Annotated in this window: 14 protein-coding genes and 1 rRNA gene; 8 read left to right on the top strand and 7 right to left on the bottom strand. The window is 65.8% G+C overall.

Annotated features, from left to right (window positions below; translation table 11 throughout):
• Positions 1-14: 14 nt before the first annotated feature.
• On the bottom strand, positions 15-1,724 hold the full coding sequence (argS, locus tag ASC83_RS16985) for an arginine--tRNA ligase (protein ID WP_056065218.1): 1,710 nt from the start codon (positions 1,722-1,724) through the stop codon (positions 15-17).
• A gap of 110 nt (positions 1,725-1,834) precedes the next feature.
• Between argS and ASC83_RS16980 the strand changes: the two genes are divergently transcribed.
• Together ASC83_RS16980 and ASC83_RS16975 are read left to right on the top strand one after the other, a co-directional pair.
• Positions 1,835-2,359: a hypothetical protein gene (locus ASC83_RS16980; RefSeq protein ID WP_056065782.1), complete on the top strand. Its 525-nt coding sequence runs from the start codon at positions 1,835-1,837 to the stop codon at positions 2,357-2,359.
• A gap of 84 nt (positions 2,360-2,443) precedes the next feature.
• Positions 2,444-2,737: a PsiF family protein gene (locus ASC83_RS16975; RefSeq protein WP_056065216.1), complete on the top strand. Its 294-nt coding sequence runs from the start codon at positions 2,444-2,446 to the stop codon at positions 2,735-2,737.
• A gap of 95 nt (positions 2,738-2,832) precedes the next feature.
• Here ASC83_RS16975 and ASC83_RS16970 read toward each other — a convergent pair whose 3' ends face one another.
• Positions 2,833-3,279 (bottom strand): DUF2214 family protein, encoded by a 447-nt coding sequence (locus tag ASC83_RS16970; protein ID WP_056065213.1) that lies wholly within the window; start codon positions 3,277-3,279, stop codon positions 2,833-2,835.
• Between the two features lie 172 nt (positions 3,280-3,451).
• On the bottom strand, positions 3,452-4,822 hold the full coding sequence (locus tag ASC83_RS16965; RefSeq protein WP_056065211.1) for a dicarboxylate/amino acid:cation symporter: 1,371 nt from the start codon (positions 4,820-4,822) through the stop codon (positions 3,452-3,454).
• Between the two features lie 242 nt (positions 4,823-5,064).
• Between ASC83_RS16965 and ASC83_RS16960 the strand changes: the two genes are divergently transcribed.
• A complete protein-coding gene (locus tag ASC83_RS16960) occupies positions 5,065-7,740 on the top strand; it encodes a PAS-domain containing protein (RefSeq protein ID WP_056065209.1) in 2,676 nt (891 codons plus the stop codon).
• A 147-nt stretch (positions 7,741-7,887) separates the two neighbouring features.
• On the opposite strand, the gene ASC83_RS16955 is transcribed toward ASC83_RS16960, so the two are convergent.
• From ASC83_RS16955 to ASC83_RS16945, 3 genes are all read right to left on the bottom strand, one after another.
• Complete coding sequence (locus tag ASC83_RS16955; protein ID WP_056065207.1) at positions 7,888-8,535, bottom strand: response regulator transcription factor; 648 nt, start codon at positions 8,533-8,535, stop codon at positions 7,888-7,890.
• Between the two features lie 30 nt (positions 8,536-8,565).
• Positions 8,566-9,501 carry a LysR family transcriptional regulator gene (locus tag ASC83_RS16950; protein WP_015016104.1) on the bottom strand — a complete coding sequence of 312 codons (936 nt, stop codon included), beginning with the start codon at positions 9,499-9,501 and terminating at the stop codon, positions 8,566-8,568.
• A 151-nt stretch (positions 9,502-9,652) separates the two neighbouring features.
• A complete protein-coding gene (locus ASC83_RS16945) occupies positions 9,653-11,578 on the bottom strand; it encodes an acyl CoA:acetate/3-ketoacid CoA transferase (RefSeq protein WP_056065205.1) in 1,926 nt (641 codons plus the stop codon).
• Positions 11,579-11,808: 230 nt separating this feature from the next.
• Between ASC83_RS16945 and ASC83_RS16940 the strand changes: the two genes are divergently transcribed.
• From ASC83_RS16940 to ASC83_RS16925, 5 genes are all read left to right on the top strand, one after another.
• Positions 11,809-14,019, top strand: coding sequence for a malate synthase G (locus tag ASC83_RS16940; RefSeq protein ID WP_056065203.1), 2,211 nt, complete (start codon positions 11,809-11,811; stop codon positions 14,017-14,019).
• A gap of 202 nt (positions 14,020-14,221) precedes the next feature.
• Positions 14,222-14,473 (top strand): cysteine-rich CWC family protein, encoded by a 252-nt coding sequence (locus tag ASC83_RS23665; protein ID WP_082522517.1) that lies wholly within the window; start codon positions 14,222-14,224, stop codon positions 14,471-14,473.
• 13 nt (positions 14,474-14,486) lie between these two features.
• Positions 14,487-14,708 carry a 4-oxalocrotonate tautomerase gene (locus tag ASC83_RS16935; RefSeq protein ID WP_255356922.1) on the top strand — a complete coding sequence of 74 codons (222 nt, stop codon included), beginning with the start codon at positions 14,487-14,489 and terminating at the stop codon, positions 14,706-14,708.
• A 59-nt stretch (positions 14,709-14,767) separates the two neighbouring features.
• Positions 14,768-16,225: a DHA2 family efflux MFS transporter permease subunit gene (locus ASC83_RS16930; RefSeq protein ID WP_056065201.1), complete on the top strand. Its 1,458-nt coding sequence runs from the start codon at positions 14,768-14,770 to the stop codon at positions 16,223-16,225.
• Between the two features lie 91 nt (positions 16,226-16,316).
• Entirely contained in the window at positions 16,317-17,084 is a 768-nt protein-coding gene (locus ASC83_RS16925; protein WP_056065199.1) for a class II glutamine amidotransferase, read from the top strand.
• Positions 17,085-17,408: 324 nt separating this feature from the next.
• Here ASC83_RS16925 and rrf read toward each other — a convergent pair.
• Positions 17,409-17,521, bottom strand: a 5S ribosomal RNA gene (rrf, locus tag ASC83_RS16920).
• Positions 17,522-17,550: the final 29 nt, after the last annotated feature.

Genomic DNA, 17,550 nt, shown 5'->3' with positions numbered 1-17,550 from the left:
TTGGTAGTAACTGCTTACATTCTGGCCGGGGCCGACACGCCCAGCACGGCCAGGCCATTGTGCAATACCTGGGCGGTGGCAGCGACCAGCGCCAGGCGCGCCTTCTTCACAGCCTCGTCGTCCACGAGGATGCGCTCGGCATCGTAATAGCTGTGGTAGCTGGCGGCCAGGTCGCGCAGGTAGAAGGTCACATCGTGTGGCGCCTCACCGTCGGCGGCGGCGGTGAGCATCTCGGGGTACTTGGCCAGTTGCAGCATCAGCGCCTGGGCCTGCGGGCCTTCGAGGGCGGACAGGTCCACATCCTTGAGCGAAGCCACATCACCACCGCCCGCCTCTTGCCACGCACGCAGCACCGACTGGATGCGGGCATGCGCGTACTGCACGTAGTACACGGGGTTGTCGTTGTTCTGTGCCACGGCCAGGTCCACGTCGAAGGTGTACTCGGTGTCGGGCTTGCGGCTGAGCAGGAAGAAGCGCACCGCATCCTTGCTGGTCCACTCGATCAAATCGCGCAGCGTGACGTAGCTGCCGGCACGCTTGCTGATCTTGACCTCTTCGCCGCCCTTGACCACCCGCACCATGGTGTGCAGCACGTAGTCGGGGTAACCCTTGGGGATGCCCACATCGGCCGCCTGCAGGCCGGCGCGCACGCGGGCGATGGTGCCGTGGTGGTCCGTGCCCTGGATGTTGACGACCTTGGTGAAGCCGCGCTCCCACTTGGCAATGTGGTACGCCACGTCGGGCACGAAATAGGTGAAGGTGCCGTCCTGCTTGCGCATGACGCGGTCCTTGTCGTCGCCGTAGTCGGTGCTCTTGAGCCACAGCGCACCGTCCTGCTCGTAGGTCTTGCCGTTGGCGACGAGCTTGTTCACCGTGGCCTCGACACGGCCACTGGTGTACAGGCTGGATTCGAGGTAGTACTCGTCGAACTGGAGGTTGAACGCCTGCAGGTCCTTGTCCTGCTCGTTGCGCAGGTAGGCCACGGCAAACTGGCGGATGTTGTCGTAGTCCTCCACATCGCCGTTGGCCGTGAACTCGCGGTCGTCGGCCTTCACCGTGGCCTTGGCCTTGAAGGCCTCGGCGATGTCGGCGATGTAGTCGCCGTTGTAGAAGTTCTTGGCCAGCGGGTTCTCGCTGTCGGTGGGCCAGCAGTCGTCGCCGGGCTTGAAGCCCTTGGCGCGCAGCTGCGTGCTCTTGGTCAGCGTGTCGATCTGTACGCCTGCGTCGTTGTAATAGAACTCGCGGTGCACCTTCCAGCCCTGGGTGCTGAACAGGTTGCAGATGGCATCGCCCAGCGCGGCCTGGCGACCGTGGCCCACGTGCAGCGGGCCCGTGGGGTTGGCCGACACGAACTCGACCAGCACCTGCTGGCCGTTGCTGGCTTGGTAACCAAAGCGCTCGCCCGCAGCCAGCACCTCACGCACCACTTCCTGCTTGGCGGCGGGTTGGAGGCGGATGTTCAGAAAGCCCGGGCCCGCGATTTCAATGGCGGACACCCAGCGCTGAAAGGCGGGCGTGGCTTCGAGTGCGGTCTTGAGCTGTTCCCCCAGTGCGCGCGGGTTGAGCTTGAGGGGCTTGGCCAGTTGCATGGCCGCGGTGCAGGCGAAGTCGCCATGGGCCGCCACCTTGGGAGATTCAAAGGCCGCCTTGGCGCCAGCGCCGGGGGACAGGTTTTCCAGCTCGGCTGCGAGCGCAGCGAGCAATTCATTTTTGGCTGTGAGCATCGGTGGATTTTACGGGTCTGCCAGCAGCAGGGCGCCAGACGCGCCGCCAGGAGGCATCCCGCAGCGAAAGGCACAATGGGCCGCAATGCCCTTTCAACCGGAGATTGCGCGTGCAACCCCAGCCCATCCTGCTCTATCGGCGCCGCTGGACCCTGGTGTTTCAGGTGCCTTTTGTGCTGCTGATGGCGGTATGCCTGGCCTTCTCGCTGTACTGGGCGTCTGTATCGAACGACCGGCTGCTCACGGCCCTCTGCCTGTGCGCCGCATTCGTCTCCTTCTGTGTGGGCGGAACCCTGGGCCGGTCCGCCCTGGAGGCCTACCGGGAGCAAGACCCGGCGGTGGTCATTGACGCCACCGGCATCACCGATCTGCGCCAGGACGACCCGCACACCGTGACCTGGGAGGCCATGGAACGTGTGCACCTGGACGACTACGAAGGCGTGATCCTGGTCAAGTTGCGCCCCGGCCACAGGGACTCCGCACTGGGTGTGATCGTCAAGGCACTCAAACGCTGGCAGCGACGGGGGGATGTGGTGTTTGCCCTGGGTGGCCTGGCGCACGACCCCCGGCAGATCCACACGGCACTGAAAGCCTTTCATGCAGCCGCGGCCACCAGGGCCCGCGCAGGGTTGTGATGACGGGTCCGCGTTGTCGCGCGCCATGTTCTATGGTGCAATGCCACCGGGACCCCCCATAACGCATTCACACCAGGAGATTCCATGAAAAAGCTTCTTTCCCTGACTGCACTCGGCCTGGCGCTGACACTGGGCTTTGGTGCCCACGCCGCCGAAGACGCCAAGGCCCCTACCAAACAGCAATCGAAGATGGCGACCTGCAACAAGGACGCTGGAGACATGAAGGGCGACGAGCGCAAAGCCTTCATGAAGACCTGTCTGAGCAACAAGCCCGCCACCCAGCAGGACAAGATGAAAACCTGCAACGCCGATGCCAAGGCCAAGACCCTCAAGGGCGACGAGCGCAAGGCCTTCATGAGCGATTGCCTGAAGAAGTGAAGTAAGTTCATACTCGGTGCAGCGCCACCGGCTTAGACAAAGAAAAGCCCGCCGGCATCAAGCCGGGCGGGCTTTTTTTTGGGGGGTATTTGCGCTTACCAGCCGCGCGCCCAGAACACCGCAATCACAGCCACCACGGGCAGCACATGCGACTGGATCATCACCAGGCGGCGGACCCGCGCGACTTCTGCGGCGGGCGGCAGCGCACCGGTGCTGCGCAGGTTCTGGCGCCAGCGGCGGAACGCGGCCGAGGGCACAAACGACAGCAGGACCATGGCCAGCACCAGGGTAATCTTGATGTGAAAAAGGGGCTGCGACAGGTACCAAGAAGCGCCCTTCACGCCCCAGATCAACCGGGCCACGCCGCTCCCAATCATGACCGCACCGGCCACACCGTAAATCACATCCAGCCGGGCCAGGCGCTCGACCACGGCGGCGTTGAGCCACTCGATACGGCACAGCGCCGCCTGGCTGGACAGAAAAACCACAAAGGTCAGGATGGCCAGAAGGTGAAAGGCAGCCAGGAAGGCTTCGAGGGTCATGGTGAGGATTCCTTGTAGCGCCCGAGGCTTCTGAGCCGCAGCAAGCGCGCACACGGCCGTCAGGCAGGGCCACCATTGTGCGCGATGGCGTTGCCGCAAACACCGCGCAAAAAAGCGGCGCGGGCCCGAAAGCCCGCGCCGCTGAGAGCGCTATTACAGCAGGTACCAGCGATCAGGCAACAGTGCGCGCCACCGTCGCCACGGGCACATCCGCCGGCACCACGGGCGCCGCTGCCGCAGACACCGCGAGCGGCAGCGGATGGCCATTCATCGCCGCGTCCAGGCGTTCTTGGTCCAGCGCGTTTTCCCAGCGGGAGACAACCACCGTGGCCACGGCGTTGCCGATGAAATTCGTCAGCGAGCGGCATTCGCTCATGAAGCGGTCCACGCCCAGAATCAGCGCCATGCCGGCCACGGGCACTTCGGGCACCACGGCCAGGGTGGCGGCCAGGGTGATGAAGCCCGCGCCCGTCACACCCGCTGCGCCCTTGGAAGACAGCATCGCCACCAGCAACAGCGCCACCTGGTGGCCCAGCGTCAGCTCGGTGTTGGTGGCCTGGGCGATGAACAGCGCGGCCAGCGTCATGTAGATGTTGGTGCCGTCCAGGTTGAACGAGTAGCCCGTGGGCACCACGAGGCCCACCACCGACTTGCTGCAACCGGCCTTTTCCATCTTTTCCATCAGCGACGGCAGGGCCGATTCAGACGAAGACGTGCCCAGCACCAGCATCAGCTCGGCCTTGAGGTAGCGGATCAGCTTGAACACCGAGAAGCCACACAGGCGCGCCACAAAGCCCAGGATCACCACCACAAACAGCAGCGAGGTGATGTAGAACGAACCCACCAGCCAGGCCAGATTGACCAGTGAGCCCAGGCCAAACTTGCCAATGGTGAACGCCATGGCACCAAACGCACCCAGGGGCGCGGCCTTCATCACGATGCCCACCACCTTGAACACAGGCGTCGTCAGCGCGTCCAGAAAGTTCAGCACCGGACGGCCTGCCTCACCCACCATGGCCAGGCCAATGCCAAACAGCACGGCCACCAGCAGCACCTGCAGGATGTTGTCGCCCACGAACGGGCTCACCAGCGTCTTGGGGATGATGTCCATCGCAAAGCCCGTGAGCGTCATCTCGTGCGACTTGGCCACGTAGCCCTTCACAGCCGTCTGGTCCAGGTCGGCCACATTGATGTTCATGCCCGCGCCGGGCTGCACCACGTTGGCCACCACCAGGCCCACCACCAGGGCCAGCGTGGAGAAGAACAGGAAGTACGCCATGGCCTTGCCGAACACGCGGCCCACGGTGGAGAGCTGCGACATGCCAGCGATGCCGGTCACGATGGTCAGGAAGATCACCGGAGCGATGATCATCTTGACCAGCTTGATGAACGCGTCACCCAGCGGCTTGAGCGCCTCGCCGTAGGACGGCTCGAAATGGCCCAGCAGAACGCCCAGGACGATGGCGAACACCACCTGGAAGTACAGTTGCCGATAAAAAGGCAGCTTCAAGGTCGAGGCTGCGGGAGCGGAATGGTTGTGCATAGAACGGGTCTCCTGGGGTCACGGGTCTGCACCACCGGGGTGCCTCCGGCGCGCGTCAAGGGTGCCGTTTGTACCGCTGCACTTTGTTTCAGCCGATAACCTATTGGTATTAGTCGAGAGCGGCTTCATAGGAGAACGCGTGCACCAAATCAGGGTAACTACTTAGTCCCCAGCCTGGTGCAGCACACTCCCACCCGCACCCAATTGGCCTTAGTGCCGCACAACCACCCCGCTGGATTCCCATGCCCACGCCCCGCCTTCGCCAGTTCTGGACGCTGCTCATCCTGCTAGCAGGCACGGTGGCCAGCATGTTCGCGGCCGGCCAGTGGGCCTGGCACCGGTCCTTGCTGGACGAAAGCGAGAGCGTGCAGCGCCAGCTGGCCCTGTACGGGCAGACGCTGGCCCAGCGCATCGACCGCTACCGCACCCTGCCCGAGGTGCTGGCCCTGGACGCGCAGTTGCAGGACGCCCTGCGCCGCACCCTGAGCACCGACGAGGTAGCGCAGCTCAACCGCAAGCTGGAGCAGGCCAACGGCGCCAGCCAGTCCTCCACCCTCACCCTGCTCGATCGCGACGGCCTGGCCGTGGCCGCCAGCAACTGGCGCACGGCCACCAGCAACGTGGGCGTGGACTACAGCTTTCGCCCCTATGTGCAGCAGGCGCTGGCCCAGGGGCGCGGCAGCTTCTACGGCATTGGCGTGACCACGGGCGAGCCGGGCTACTTCCTGTCGCAGGCCATCCGTGACGACAGCGGCCACATCCTGGGGCTGGTGGCCATCAAGATTGCGCTGCAGGAGCTGGAGCGCGAATGGCTGCAGACACCCGACATCGTGCTCGCGTCGGACGCGCATGGCGTGGTCTTTCTCGCCAGCCAGGACGCCTGGCGCTACCGCCTGCTGGAGCCGCTGGACGACGAGGAGCGCCGCGAGCTGAACGCCACGCGGCAATATTCCGACCAGCCGCTGCGCCCGCTCGACGTGCGCGTGGACGACCGCCTGGACAACGGCGGGCGGCTGGTGCGCGTGCAACCGTCCGCCGACATGCCCGCCCCGCCCGGCCGCATGCTGTGGCTGACCCAGCCCCTGCCCGGCACGCCCTGGCAACTGCACCTGGTGCACACCACCCACAGCAGCATTGCCGACAGCCGCTGGGCGGCCGCAGCCGGGGGCGGCGGCTGGCTGGCCCTGTCGCTGCTGGTGCTGTTTGTGCGGCAGCGCCAGCGCCTGGCCCGCCTGCGCCAACGCAGCCGCCAGGAGCTGGAGACCGTGCTGCAACAACACGCGCAGGAGCTGCGCACCGCGCAGGACGGCATCGTGCAGGCGGCGCAGCAGGCTGACATGGGCCTCTCCCGCAGTCTGGAACACCTGCCCCAGGGGGTGGTCATCATCGACGCCGACCTGAAGCTGGTGGCGTGGAACTCGCGCTATGTGCAGCTGTTCCGCTACCCCGCCGACTTGATGCAGGTGGGCCGCCCCATCGAAGACCTGATGCGCCACAACGCGCGCCGGGGCCTGCTGGGCCCCGGCCCGGTGGAAGAAGCCATCGAACGCCGCCTGGCGCACCTGCGCAGCGGCACCCCCCACCTGCACGAAAGCGCCAAGGACGACGGCACGGTGCTGGAGATCCGGGGCAACCCGTTGCCCGAGGGCGGTTTTGTGACCAGCTACGCCGACATCACCAGCTACAAGAACGCCGCACGCGAGCTGCGATCGCTGGCCGACGCGCTGGAGCAGCGCGTGGCCGACCGCACCCGCGACCTGGACGCCGCGCGGCGCGAGGCCGAGCAGGCCAACCGCTCCAAAACCCGCTTTGTGGCCGCCGCCGTGCACGACCTGCTGCAGCCCCTGAACGCCGCACGCATGTTCACCTCGCTGCTGCGCAGCCATCTGCCGGGCGACGTCGAACGGCACGCCGTGGACAGCATCGACGGCGCGCTGGCCGCGCAGGACGCCATCCTCAACAGCCTGCTCGACATCTCGCGCATGGAGTCGGGCCAGTTCGATGTGCACATCCACGACGTGGCCCTGGGGCCCCTGCTGCAGGTGCTGGGCCACAACTTTGGCGTGCTGGCCGAAAGCCAGGGCCTGCAACTGCGCTGCGTGCCCACGCGCGCCGTGGTCCGCACCGACGACAACCTGCTGCGCCGCATCCTGCAGAACTTTGTCTCCAACGCCATCCGCTACAGCCGGCGCGGGCGCATCGTGGTGGGCTGCAGACGGGTGAAGCGGGTGGCGGGCGACCACCTGCGCATCGAGGTACACGACCAGGGCCCCGGCATCCCCGAGGCATTGCAGCGCGAGATCTTTGAAGAATTCCGCCGCCTGGACGAAGGCCGCGCCGACGACCGGGGCGCAGGCCTGGGCCTGGCCATCGTCGAACGCCTGGGCCGCTTGCTGGGGCACGAGATTGGCCTGCGCTCGCAACTGGGGCGCGGCAGCGTGTTCTGGGTGTGTGTGCCGCTGGGCAACCCCGCCGCCGCGCAGCAGGCTGCGCCCCCCGCCACCACGCAGCAACCCGCCGTCGACGCCCCCCTGCAAGGCAGCAGCGCCTGGGTCATTGATGACGACGGCCCTACCTGCGCCGCCACGCAGGCCCTGCTGCAGCGCTGGGGCTGCACGGTGCCACTGGCCGCTGGCGCGCCCGAGGCCCTGGCCGCCGCCCAGCCCGGCCAGGCACCGCAGCTGGTGCTGCTGGACGTGCACCTGGGCGCCGGCCTCCACGGCCCTGAAGTGTTCGCGCAGCTTTGCCAGCGCTGGGGCCAGACACCCGCCGTGATCCTGGTCACCGCCGAGCGCGATGCCACCCTGCGCCGCCAGGCCGCCGAACGCGGCTGGGGCTTTCTGGCCAAGCCGGTGCGCGCCCCCGCGCTGCGGGCGCTGGTGAGCCAGACGCTGCTGAGACAGGGAGCATCCCCCTGAGCCGCTGCGCGGCGAGGCCGCCCTTGCACGGCGCCTCACGCAGGGTGCTGCGCCCGGTTGGAGAGGCCGCGCTCATCGCTACGCTTTTAGTGGCATCCAGAGCTCGTTGAATAAGCGACAACGGCCGTTTTGATGCAGATCTCCAGCTCAGGAAGACACGCCGTCTTCCGTCTCCAGGCTTTTGACCAGCACAGCCGCCTGCGTGCGGCTGTAGCACGCGAGCTTTTTCAGGATGGCGGTGACATGCACCTTCACCGTGTTCTCAGCCAGGCCCAGCGCGCTCGCAATCTGCTTGTTCAGCAGGCCATCGGCCAAACACAGCAGCACGCGGAATTGCTGGGGCGTGAGCTGCGCGAGCCTCGCGGCCAGTTCGGCGTCGGCCTCGGAGCGTTCGGCCGCCATGGGCGGAAACCAGCTGCCGCCGTCCAGCACGGCCTGGATGGCGTCGCCCATGGCGTCGGCGGGCGCGGACTTGGGGATGAAGCCCGCAGCACCAAACTGCTGGGCGCGGCGGATGACGCGGGGGTGGTCGTTGGACGAGATGATGACCACGGGCAGCTCGGGGTATTCGCCGCGCACATGCAGCAGGGCCGAGAAGCCGCGCGTACCGGGCATGCTCAGGTCCAGCAGCACCAGCTCGACCTCGGGGTGGTCCTGCAGCGCCTGGCCCAGCGTGGCGGCGCTGGCCGCCTCCAGCGTACGGAACTGCGGCAGCCGCTCGCGCAGCACGTGCAGCACAGCCGCACGGAACAGCGGGTGGTCGTCAGCGACAAGGAGCGTGGGCGCGGTGGACATGGAGTGTTGTGCAGTCTGCCACGGGGGCTATCAGCCGCCGGCCTGCGGGCCTTTCCAGAACGCGGGCTGTGCGTACTGGTGCTTGAGGTGTTCGATCCACAGCCGCACCCGCAGCGGCATGTGCTTGCGCTGCGGAAACACCACATAGATGCCGTTGGGCGGCGCCGCAAAATCGTGCAGCACCTCCACCAGGCGCCCGGCGGCGATCTCGGCCTCCACCTCCCAGGTGCTGCGCCAGGCAATGCCGTAGCCCGCCAGGCACCAGTCGTGCAGCACCTGCCCGTCCGAGCAATCGAGCGGGCCGCCGGGCTTGAGGTGGATGACCTCGGTGCCACCGCCCTCGACCGGCATGCGGAACGCCCAGCCCCGTGTTTGCGATGCCTCGCTCGACAGCGTGAGGCAGTCGTGCTGCACCAGCTCGCTGGGGTGGCGCGGCGTGCCGTGGCGCTGCAGGTAGGCGGGTGTGGCCACGCACAGGCGGCGGTTGTCGGCAATGCGCACGCTCACCAGCGACGAGTCGGGCAGGTCGCCCACGCGCACGGCGCAGTCATAGCCCTCGCCCGCCAGGTCCACCACGCGGTCGCTGAGGTTGAGCGAGATCGTCACATCCGGGTGCGCCGTGCGAAAACGCGGCACCAGCGGCGCCACATGGCGGCGGCCAAAGCCGGCCGGTGCGGTGATGCGCAAATGGCCCGTGGCCTTGACGCCCCCTTCAGACACGCTGGCCTCGGCATTGGCCACGTCGGACAACAGGCGCTGGCAGTCTTCCAGAAACGCACTGCCCTCATGCGTGAGGCTGATGCGGCGCGTGGTGCGCACCAGCAGCTTCACGCCCAGGTGTTCTTCCAGCGCATCGAGTCGCCGCCCCATGATGGCCGGCGCCACGCCCTCGGCCTTGGCCGCAGCGGTGAGGCTGCCGCGTGTTGCCACCGACACAAACGATTCGAAGGCCTTGAGTTTGTCCATGGGCGCTGATTATGGGGATAAAGCGGCAAAGGGCCTGGTGGCGGACTCGGGCACGGCCTGTGATCGGTTTTGAAGCCAAATAGGCCGCATGCGCTAGTGGAATATGCTTGAGCAGCTACATAAATAATAGTGAACCAGCATCACCCCCACTTCACACCAGGCGCGACTTGAGGAACCCCACGGTGCCATAGCGCTTGACCTCGGTGTAGAGGTCGCGCGTGAGGCCCTGCACCATGGCGGTGTAGGCGTCGGCCAGGTCGGGGGCGATGGTGAAGTGGTCGTAGTTCACGATCACGCCCACGCGCTCGCCCTGTGCGGCGATCGGGGCGAGCAGGCGGCGCACCTCCTGCTCGATGGCGTCAATGGTGCGGGCGGTGTTGATCTGCAGGCCCGAGAAGTCGATGTGCAGCAGCTGGCGCGCGGCGTCCAGCTCAAAGCGCTGCACCAGCGGGCGGTTGAGCAGCTGCTCGCGCAGGCCCAGCGGGCCGGGCTCGAACAGGCGCAGGTCCATGGTCTGCAGGCCGGGGCTGATGCGCGGCGTGAATGCCATGTGGGCCAGCACGTCGCGGTGCAGGTCGATGCCGGGCGCCAACTCGATCAGCTCGAGCGCACCGCCGCCATCCACCTCGCCCGAGGGCACCAGGCGGAACACGCAGCGCTCGGTCACATACAACACGCGCTGGCCGCGCCGCAGCGCCTCTGCGCCGCTGAAGGTGCGGTGCTCGACCTCGCGCACCAGCTTGCGCGCGCCGCCTTCGTGCAGGATGTGCAGGTGGCCGTCCACCGCCTCCACCTGCAGCGCACCCGCCGTGAAGGTGCCGACAAACACCACGGTCTTGGCGTTCTGGCTGATGTTGATGAAGCCGCCCGCACCCGCCAGGCGCGGGCCGAACTTGCTCACGTTGAGGTTGCCGTGCTGGTCGGCCTGCGCCAGGCCCAGGATCGCGATGTCCAGGCCCCCGCCGTCGTAGAAGTCGAACTGGTTGGGCTGGTCGATGATGGCCTGCGGGTTCACGGCCGCGCCGAAGTTCAGCCCGCCGGCGGGGATGCCGCCGATCACGCCGGGCTCGGCCGTGAGCGTGACGAGGTCGATGATGCGCTCTTCAGCCGCTACGTTGGCCACGCCCTCGGGCATGCCGATGCCCAGGTTGACCACCTGGTGCGGGCGCAGCTCCAGTGCCGCGCGGCGGGCGATGATCTTGCGCTCGGTGAGCGGCATGGCCTCCAGCGTGTCCATGGGCACGCGCAGCTCGCCCGCAAACGCGGCGCTGTAGGGCTCGGCAAAGGTCTGGTGGTGGTGCGCGGGCTCGGTGGCCAGCACCACGGCGTCCACCAGCACGCCGGGCACCTTCACCTGCCGGGGGTTGAGCGTGCCGCGCTCGGCGATGCGCTCGACCTGGGCGATGACCACGCCGCCCGAGTTGCGCGCGGCCATGGCAATCGCCAGCGCTTCGAGCGTGAGCGCCTCGCGCTCCATGGTGAGGTTGCCGTCGGCGTCGGCCGTGGTCGCGCGGATGATGCCCACGTGGATCGGAAAGGCCTTGTAGAACAGGTAGTCCTGCCCGTCGATGGGCAGGATGCGCACCAAGTCTTCGGTGGTGCGCGCGTTGAGCTTGCCGCCGCCGTGGCGCGGGTCCACAAAGGTGTCCAGGCCCACGCGCGTGAGCGTGCCGGGCTTGCCTGCAGCGATGTCGCGGAACAAATGCGTGATCACGCCCTGGGGCAGGTTCCAGGCCTCGATCTGGTTGTCCACCGCCAGCTTCTGGATGCGCGGCACCAGGCTCCAGTGCCCGCCGATCACGCGCCTGAGCAGGCCGGCGTGGCCCAGGTGGTTGAGGCCCCGCTGCTTGCCGTCGCCCTGGCCTGCGGCGTAGACCAGCGTGAGGTCGCGCGGGGTTTGGGTCGTTTCCCAGCGCTGGGCCAGCGCCACGGCAATGCTTTCGGCAAAGCCGATGCCCACAAAGCCGCCCGTGGCCACGGTGTCGCCATCGTGGATGAGCTGCACGGCATCGGCGGCGCTCACGATCTTGTTCTTGTGGGCCGCGTTGAGCGCGCTGGCGTCCAGGGGTGCCTGCATGGGTTTGTCTCCCGGTGGGTTTGTTGTGCGCGCAGCGTAGTGGGTAACGGGCGAAAGCACCATTCAGGGTGACTACGGACTGTCACCAGTTTTGCGTAAAAGTCACTGGTTTAGAGATTTTCAGCGTATTTATGTGGGCAAACATTTGCAATACAGTCTGTCCATGGCCTGCTGTTGCGGGCACCGTTTTTCATTGATCTCCGTTTTCACCACTCTTCTTGAGGCACCCCATGACCGAACGCACCCAAGTCCACGGCCTGCAAGTGGCCACCTCCCTGTACCGCTTTGTCGAAGACAAGGTGCTGCCCGGCACGGGTGTCGATGCCGCCGCCTTCTGGAAGGGCTTTGACGCCATCGTGTCGGACCTGGCCCCGCGCAACATCGCCCTGCTGGCCGAGCGCGACCGCCTGCAGACCGAGTTGGACACCTGGCACAAGGCCAACCCCGGCCCCATCAAGGACATGGTGGCCTACCGCAGCTTCCTCGAAAAGATCGGCTACCTGGTGCCCCAGCCCGCCGATGTGAAGGCGACCACCGCCAACGTGGACGACGAGCTGGCCACGCAGGCCGGCCCGCAGCTGGTGGTGCCCATCCTGAACGCACGTTATGCACTCAACGCCGCCAACGCGCGCTGGGGCAGCCTGTATGACGCGCTGTATGGCACGGACGCCATCAGCGAAGAAGGCGGCGCCGAAAAAGGCAAGGGCTACAACCCCGTGCGCGGCGCCAAGGTGATTGCGTTTGCGCGCCAGGTGCTGGACGACACGGCGCCTTTGGCCTCGGGCTCGCACAAGGATTCGACTGGCTACAAAGTGGAAGGCGGCCAGCTGGTGGTGTCATTCGCCAACGGCAGCACCACAGGCCTGAAGGACGCATCGCAGTTCAAGGGCTACCAGGGGAGCGCAGCAGCGCCTTCATCGGTGCTGCTGCAGCACAACGGCCTGCACCTGGATATCCAGATCGACCGGTCTACCCCCATCGGCCAGAGCGACGCTGCGGGCGTGAGCGACCTGGTGCTGGAAGCGGCCCTCTCCACCATCCTGGACCTGGAAGACTCCGTGGCCGCCGTGGACGCAGAAGACAAGGTGCTGGGCTACAGCAACTGGCTGGGCATCATCCAGGCCACGCTGACCGAGCAGGTCGCCAAGGGCGGCAAGACCTTCACGCGCGGGCTGAACCCTGACCGTGTTTACACGGCCCCCCAAGGCGGCGAAGTACGCCTGCATGGCCGCTCGCTGATGTTCCTGCGCAATGTGGGCCACCTGATGACCAACCCGGCCATCCTCTGGACCGACGCACAGGGCACGCAGCGCGAGATCCCCGAAGGCATCATGGACGCGGTAGTGACCACTGCCATTGCATTACACGACCTGCAAGGGCACGGCAAAGACGGCATCCGCAACTCCCGCAAGGGCAGCGTCTACATCGTCAAGCCCAAGATGCACGGCCCCGCCGAGGTGGGCTTTGCGAGCGACCTGTTCGGCCGCGTGGAGCAACTGCTGGGCCTGCCTGCCAACACCGTGAAGCTGGGCATCATGGACGAGGAGCGCCGCACATCCGTCAACCTGAAGGCCTGCATCGCCGCCGCATCGGCCCGCGTGGCCTTCATCAACACCGGCTTCCTGGACCGCACCGGCGACGAAATGCACACCGCCATGCACGCTGGTCCTATGGTGCGCAAGGGCGACATGAAGACCAGCGCCTGGATCCAGTCGTACGAGAAGAACAACGTGCTCGTGGGCCTGTCGTGCGGCCTGCGCGGAAAGGCGCAGATCGGCAAGGGCATGTGGGCCATGCCCGACCTGATGGCCGAGATGCTCAAGCAGAAGATCGCCCACCCCAAGGCCGGTGCCAACACCGCCTGGGTGCCCAGCCCCACGGGCGCTACGCTGCACGCGCTGCACTACCACCAGGTGAAGGTGAGCGACATCCAGATCGAGCTGGAAAAGACCGATGTGAACGCCGAGCGTGACAACCTGCTGACCGGCCTGCTGACCGTGCCCGTGGCCGCCGCCCCGAACTGGAGCGACGCCGAGAAGCAGCAGGAGCTGGACAACAACGCCCAGGGCATTCTGGGCTACGTCGTGCGCTGGGTGGACCAGGGCGTGGGCTGCTCCAAGGTGCCCGACATCCACAACGTGGGCCTGATGGAAGACCGCGCCACGCTGCGCATCAGCAGCCAGCACATGGCCAACTGGCTGCACCATGGCGTGGTGACAGAAGCGCAGGTGCGCGAGACCTTCGAGCGCATGGCCGCCGTGGTGGACCAGCAAAACGCGGGTGACCCGCTGTACCAGCCCATGGCCGGACACTTTGCCACCAGCATGGCCTACAAGGCAGCGTGTGACCTGGTCTTCAAGGGCATGGAACAGCCCAGCGGCTACACCGAGCCACTGCTGCACGCCTGGCGCCTGAAGCTGAAGGCAGCACAAGCGGCCTGATTCCCGACTGCAGGCAGTGCCGTATTCACGGCGCTGCCCGCTCTACTTTTGATAGCTGCTAGCGCAATCAACATGTGCACTAGCAGCTATTTTTCTTTCAGGCAGTACTCCGGCTCACCTTGTTCAGTTGTGTGAGAAGCGGCGACCGCGTTTGGGGCAAGCTGCGCCGTACACTGGCACCGACGCCCACGCGCTCACGCCTATGCCTGCAGCACCACCTACCCACCCCGTTCCGTCTGCCTGCCCGCTGTGCGGGCAGCCCAATCAGTGCGCTATCGCAGCGGGTCGCCCAGCAGAAAGCTGCTGGTGCATGACGCAGACCATCGACCCTGCGGCCTTGGCCGCTTTGCCGCAGGAGGCACGCGGCAAGGTCTGTATCTGCGCGGCTTGCGGCGCGCCGGCGCCAGACGCACAGCAACCCTCCGCCGCAGGCCACCCGCCTTCGCCGATATGATTTGGGCTTTTCGCTGTTTTCACAGCGCGCGAAGGGACAAGACATGCCTACGTACCACATCGAAATGATAGAAGGCCGCACGGTCGAGCAAAAGAAGAAGCTGGTGGAAGAGATCACCCGCGTATCCGTCGAGATCCTGGGCGGCTCGCCCGAGTCGGTGGACATCCTGATCACCGATGTGAAGCGCGAGAACTGGGCCACGGGCGGCAAGTTGTGGCTGGAGCGCACATCCTGAGTGGTGCAGCCTCCCTCCGTCACTGACCCCGTGGCATCGCCTCTCTGCTGGATCGCTTCATGAGCACCGCTTCGGGGTCTCTGGCCGTATTGCGCGAGCGTTATGGCGAGCGCTACCGGTGGCTGTTGTTGCTGTCCGTGATGGTCGGCACCATGGCCTCCATCATGTCCTCCACCATCGTCAACGTGGCGATACCGGACATGAGCCACTACTTTTCACTGGGCCAGGAGCGCGCCCAATGGGTCACCTCCGGGTTCATGGTGGCCACCACCGTGTCCATGCTCACCACCCCCTGGCTGTTGTCGCGGTACGGTTACCGCGCGACTTATGTGGGCGCGATGTTGCTCCTGCTCATTGGCGGCGTGGGGGGCGGCTTGGCGCGCGACTTTGGCCTGGTGCTGGCAGCACGCGTCGCCGAGGGGCTGGCAGCGGGTGTGGTGCAGCCCATCCCGGCCGTGATCATCCTGTATGCCTTCCAGCCCCATGAGCAGGGGCGCGCCAGCGGCATCTTCGGCATGGGCGTCGTGCTGGCACCGGCCATCGGCCCGAGCATGGGCGGCTTGCTGGTGGATTGGTTTGGCTGGCGCTCCATTTTTTTCATGGTGGTGCCACTCTGCCTGGCCTCCATCTGGCTGGCGTACAAGTTTGTACCGGTCACCGCCCCTGGAGGGGTTGAGGCCAATCGGCAAGGCCAGGCGCTGGACTGGCGAGGCCTTCTGCTGGGCACGGTGGGAACGCTATGCCTGCTGAACGGCCTGGTGTCGCTGCATGGCGGCTCTCACGTCGAGGCGGTAGGCTTGCTGGTGGGTGCGGTGGTGGCCGTCGCCTGTTTCATTGCCTGGCAGCGCAGGCTGCTGCGCACCGGACGCAAGCCGCTCATGGACCTGCGCCTCTTCCAATACCGGCAGTTCGCCATGGGCAGTGTGGTGGCATTCATCTACGGCACCGCCTTGTTCGGCTCTACCTACCTGTTGCCGGTGTTCATGCAACTGGGGCTGGAGCTGTCGGCATCGCACGTGGGCACCCTCATGCTGCCGGCAGGGTTCGTTCTGGCCGCCACCATCGCCATGGTGGGCCGATTGGCGGACCGGCAGCCCACCCATTTGTTGGTCAGCACCGGGCTCGGTTTGCTGGCCCTGTCGTTCGGGCTGATGGTGTTTGTGGGCCTTGGCTCGTCGCTGTGGATGCTCGTCGCTTTTGCGATCTTGGGACGCATTGGACTCGGCTTCATTCTGCCCTCGCTGAATCTGGGCTCCATGCGCCCGCTGGACAAGTCGCTCATTTCTCAGGGCTCCAGCGCCATTGGCTTCTTGCGCATGCTGGGCGGCGCAGCCGGGGTCAGCCTGTGCGGCATCGTGCTCGAATGGCGACTCGGCGCACATGGCGCCTCGTTGACGGCCGGAGCAAGCAACCCGGCGCGCATCGCAGCATTCGGTGAAACCTTTTTGATGCTGACTTTTCTGTGCGGGCTGGCGCTGGTGGCCGCCTGGCAGCTGCGCGAGGCGCGGCCAGATTGACAGCAGGCATGCCTTGTCCTGATGCTTGAAGGCGGATGCGCGCATTGCCCCATCAAGCCTTTCAAGAAATCAAAGAAACGGAACCTCCGCCATGTGCCAACTCCTCGGCATGAACTGCAATGTACCCACCGATGTGACCTTCAGCTTCACGGGCTTTGCGCAACGCGGCGGTAAGACCGACCACCATACCGATGGCTGGGGAATCGCGTTTTTTGAGGACAAGGGGCTTCGGCACTTCGTGGACCATCTGGCGGCCGTGGACTCGCCGGTGGCCGAACTCATTCGCCGTTACCCCATCAAGAGCCGAAACGTCATCGCCCATATCCGCAAGGCCACCCAAGGCATGGTGAGCCTGCAGAACTGCCATCCGTTCGTGCGTGAGCTGTGGGGCCGCTACTGGGTCTTTGCCCACAACGGAGATTTGAAAGACTTCCGCCCTCGCCTGCATTCGCATTTCCGCCCCGTAGGCGATACCGACAGCGAGCATGCGTTTTGCTGGATCATGCAGGAGTTGGCCAAATCGCACGCCAGCGTGCCTTCTGTTCCAGAGCTGACGCTAACGCTCAAGGAACTCGCTGCGCGCATAGCGCCCCACGGCACATTCAATTTCCTGCTTTCCAATGGACAGGCGTTGTGGGCACACGCCTCCACCCACCTGCACTACATAGAGCGCCGCCATCCCTTCGGCGCTGCGCAGCTGAGTGACGAAGACCTCCAGCTGGATTTTTCAAAGGAGACTGGCGTGAACGATCAGGTGGCAGTGATCGTGACCAGCCCCCTCACGACCAACGAAACGTGGACCGCCTTCGGAAAAGGCGAACTGCTGGTGTTTGAGCAAGGTCGGCGGCTGCCTATCTGATGCAGGCGATGCATCGGCGCGGTAGAAACGGCAAATTGCACGCGCCATAGGAATGAACGCCGCCTCTCGCGAGGTTCTCCCGATCGGTTCACGCTGTGTTCGATGGGAGCGAATGGATCTGTACCAACTCGTCGGCGCTGATCTGAGCGGCCCGAGTGGCTCATGTATGCGCGCCCGTCTTGCAGCCCGATGAGGCAGAGGCCCATCGAGTAGACCGTGTCACCCGGAAGCGTTGAGTAGCGCCTATTGCCGTTGGCACATTTTCGATGTCTGCAAAGCAAAAAACCCCAGTCATATCTGACTGGGGTTTTCTGGGCTGTAAGAGCCTGACGATGACCTACTTTCACACGGGAACCCGCACTATCATCGGCGCAAAGTCGTTTCACTGTCCTGTTCGGGATGGGAAGGAGTGGGACCAACTTGCTATGGTCATCAGGCATAACTTGGTGCTGGGCAGGCTGGGCAG

The sequence above is a fragment of the Acidovorax sp. Root402 genome, assembly GCF_001425125.1.
Classification (GTDB): domain Bacteria; phylum Pseudomonadota; class Gammaproteobacteria; order Burkholderiales; family Burkholderiaceae_C; genus Acidovorax; species Acidovorax delafieldii.
This window is presented reverse-complemented; position numbering and strand designations above follow the sequence as displayed.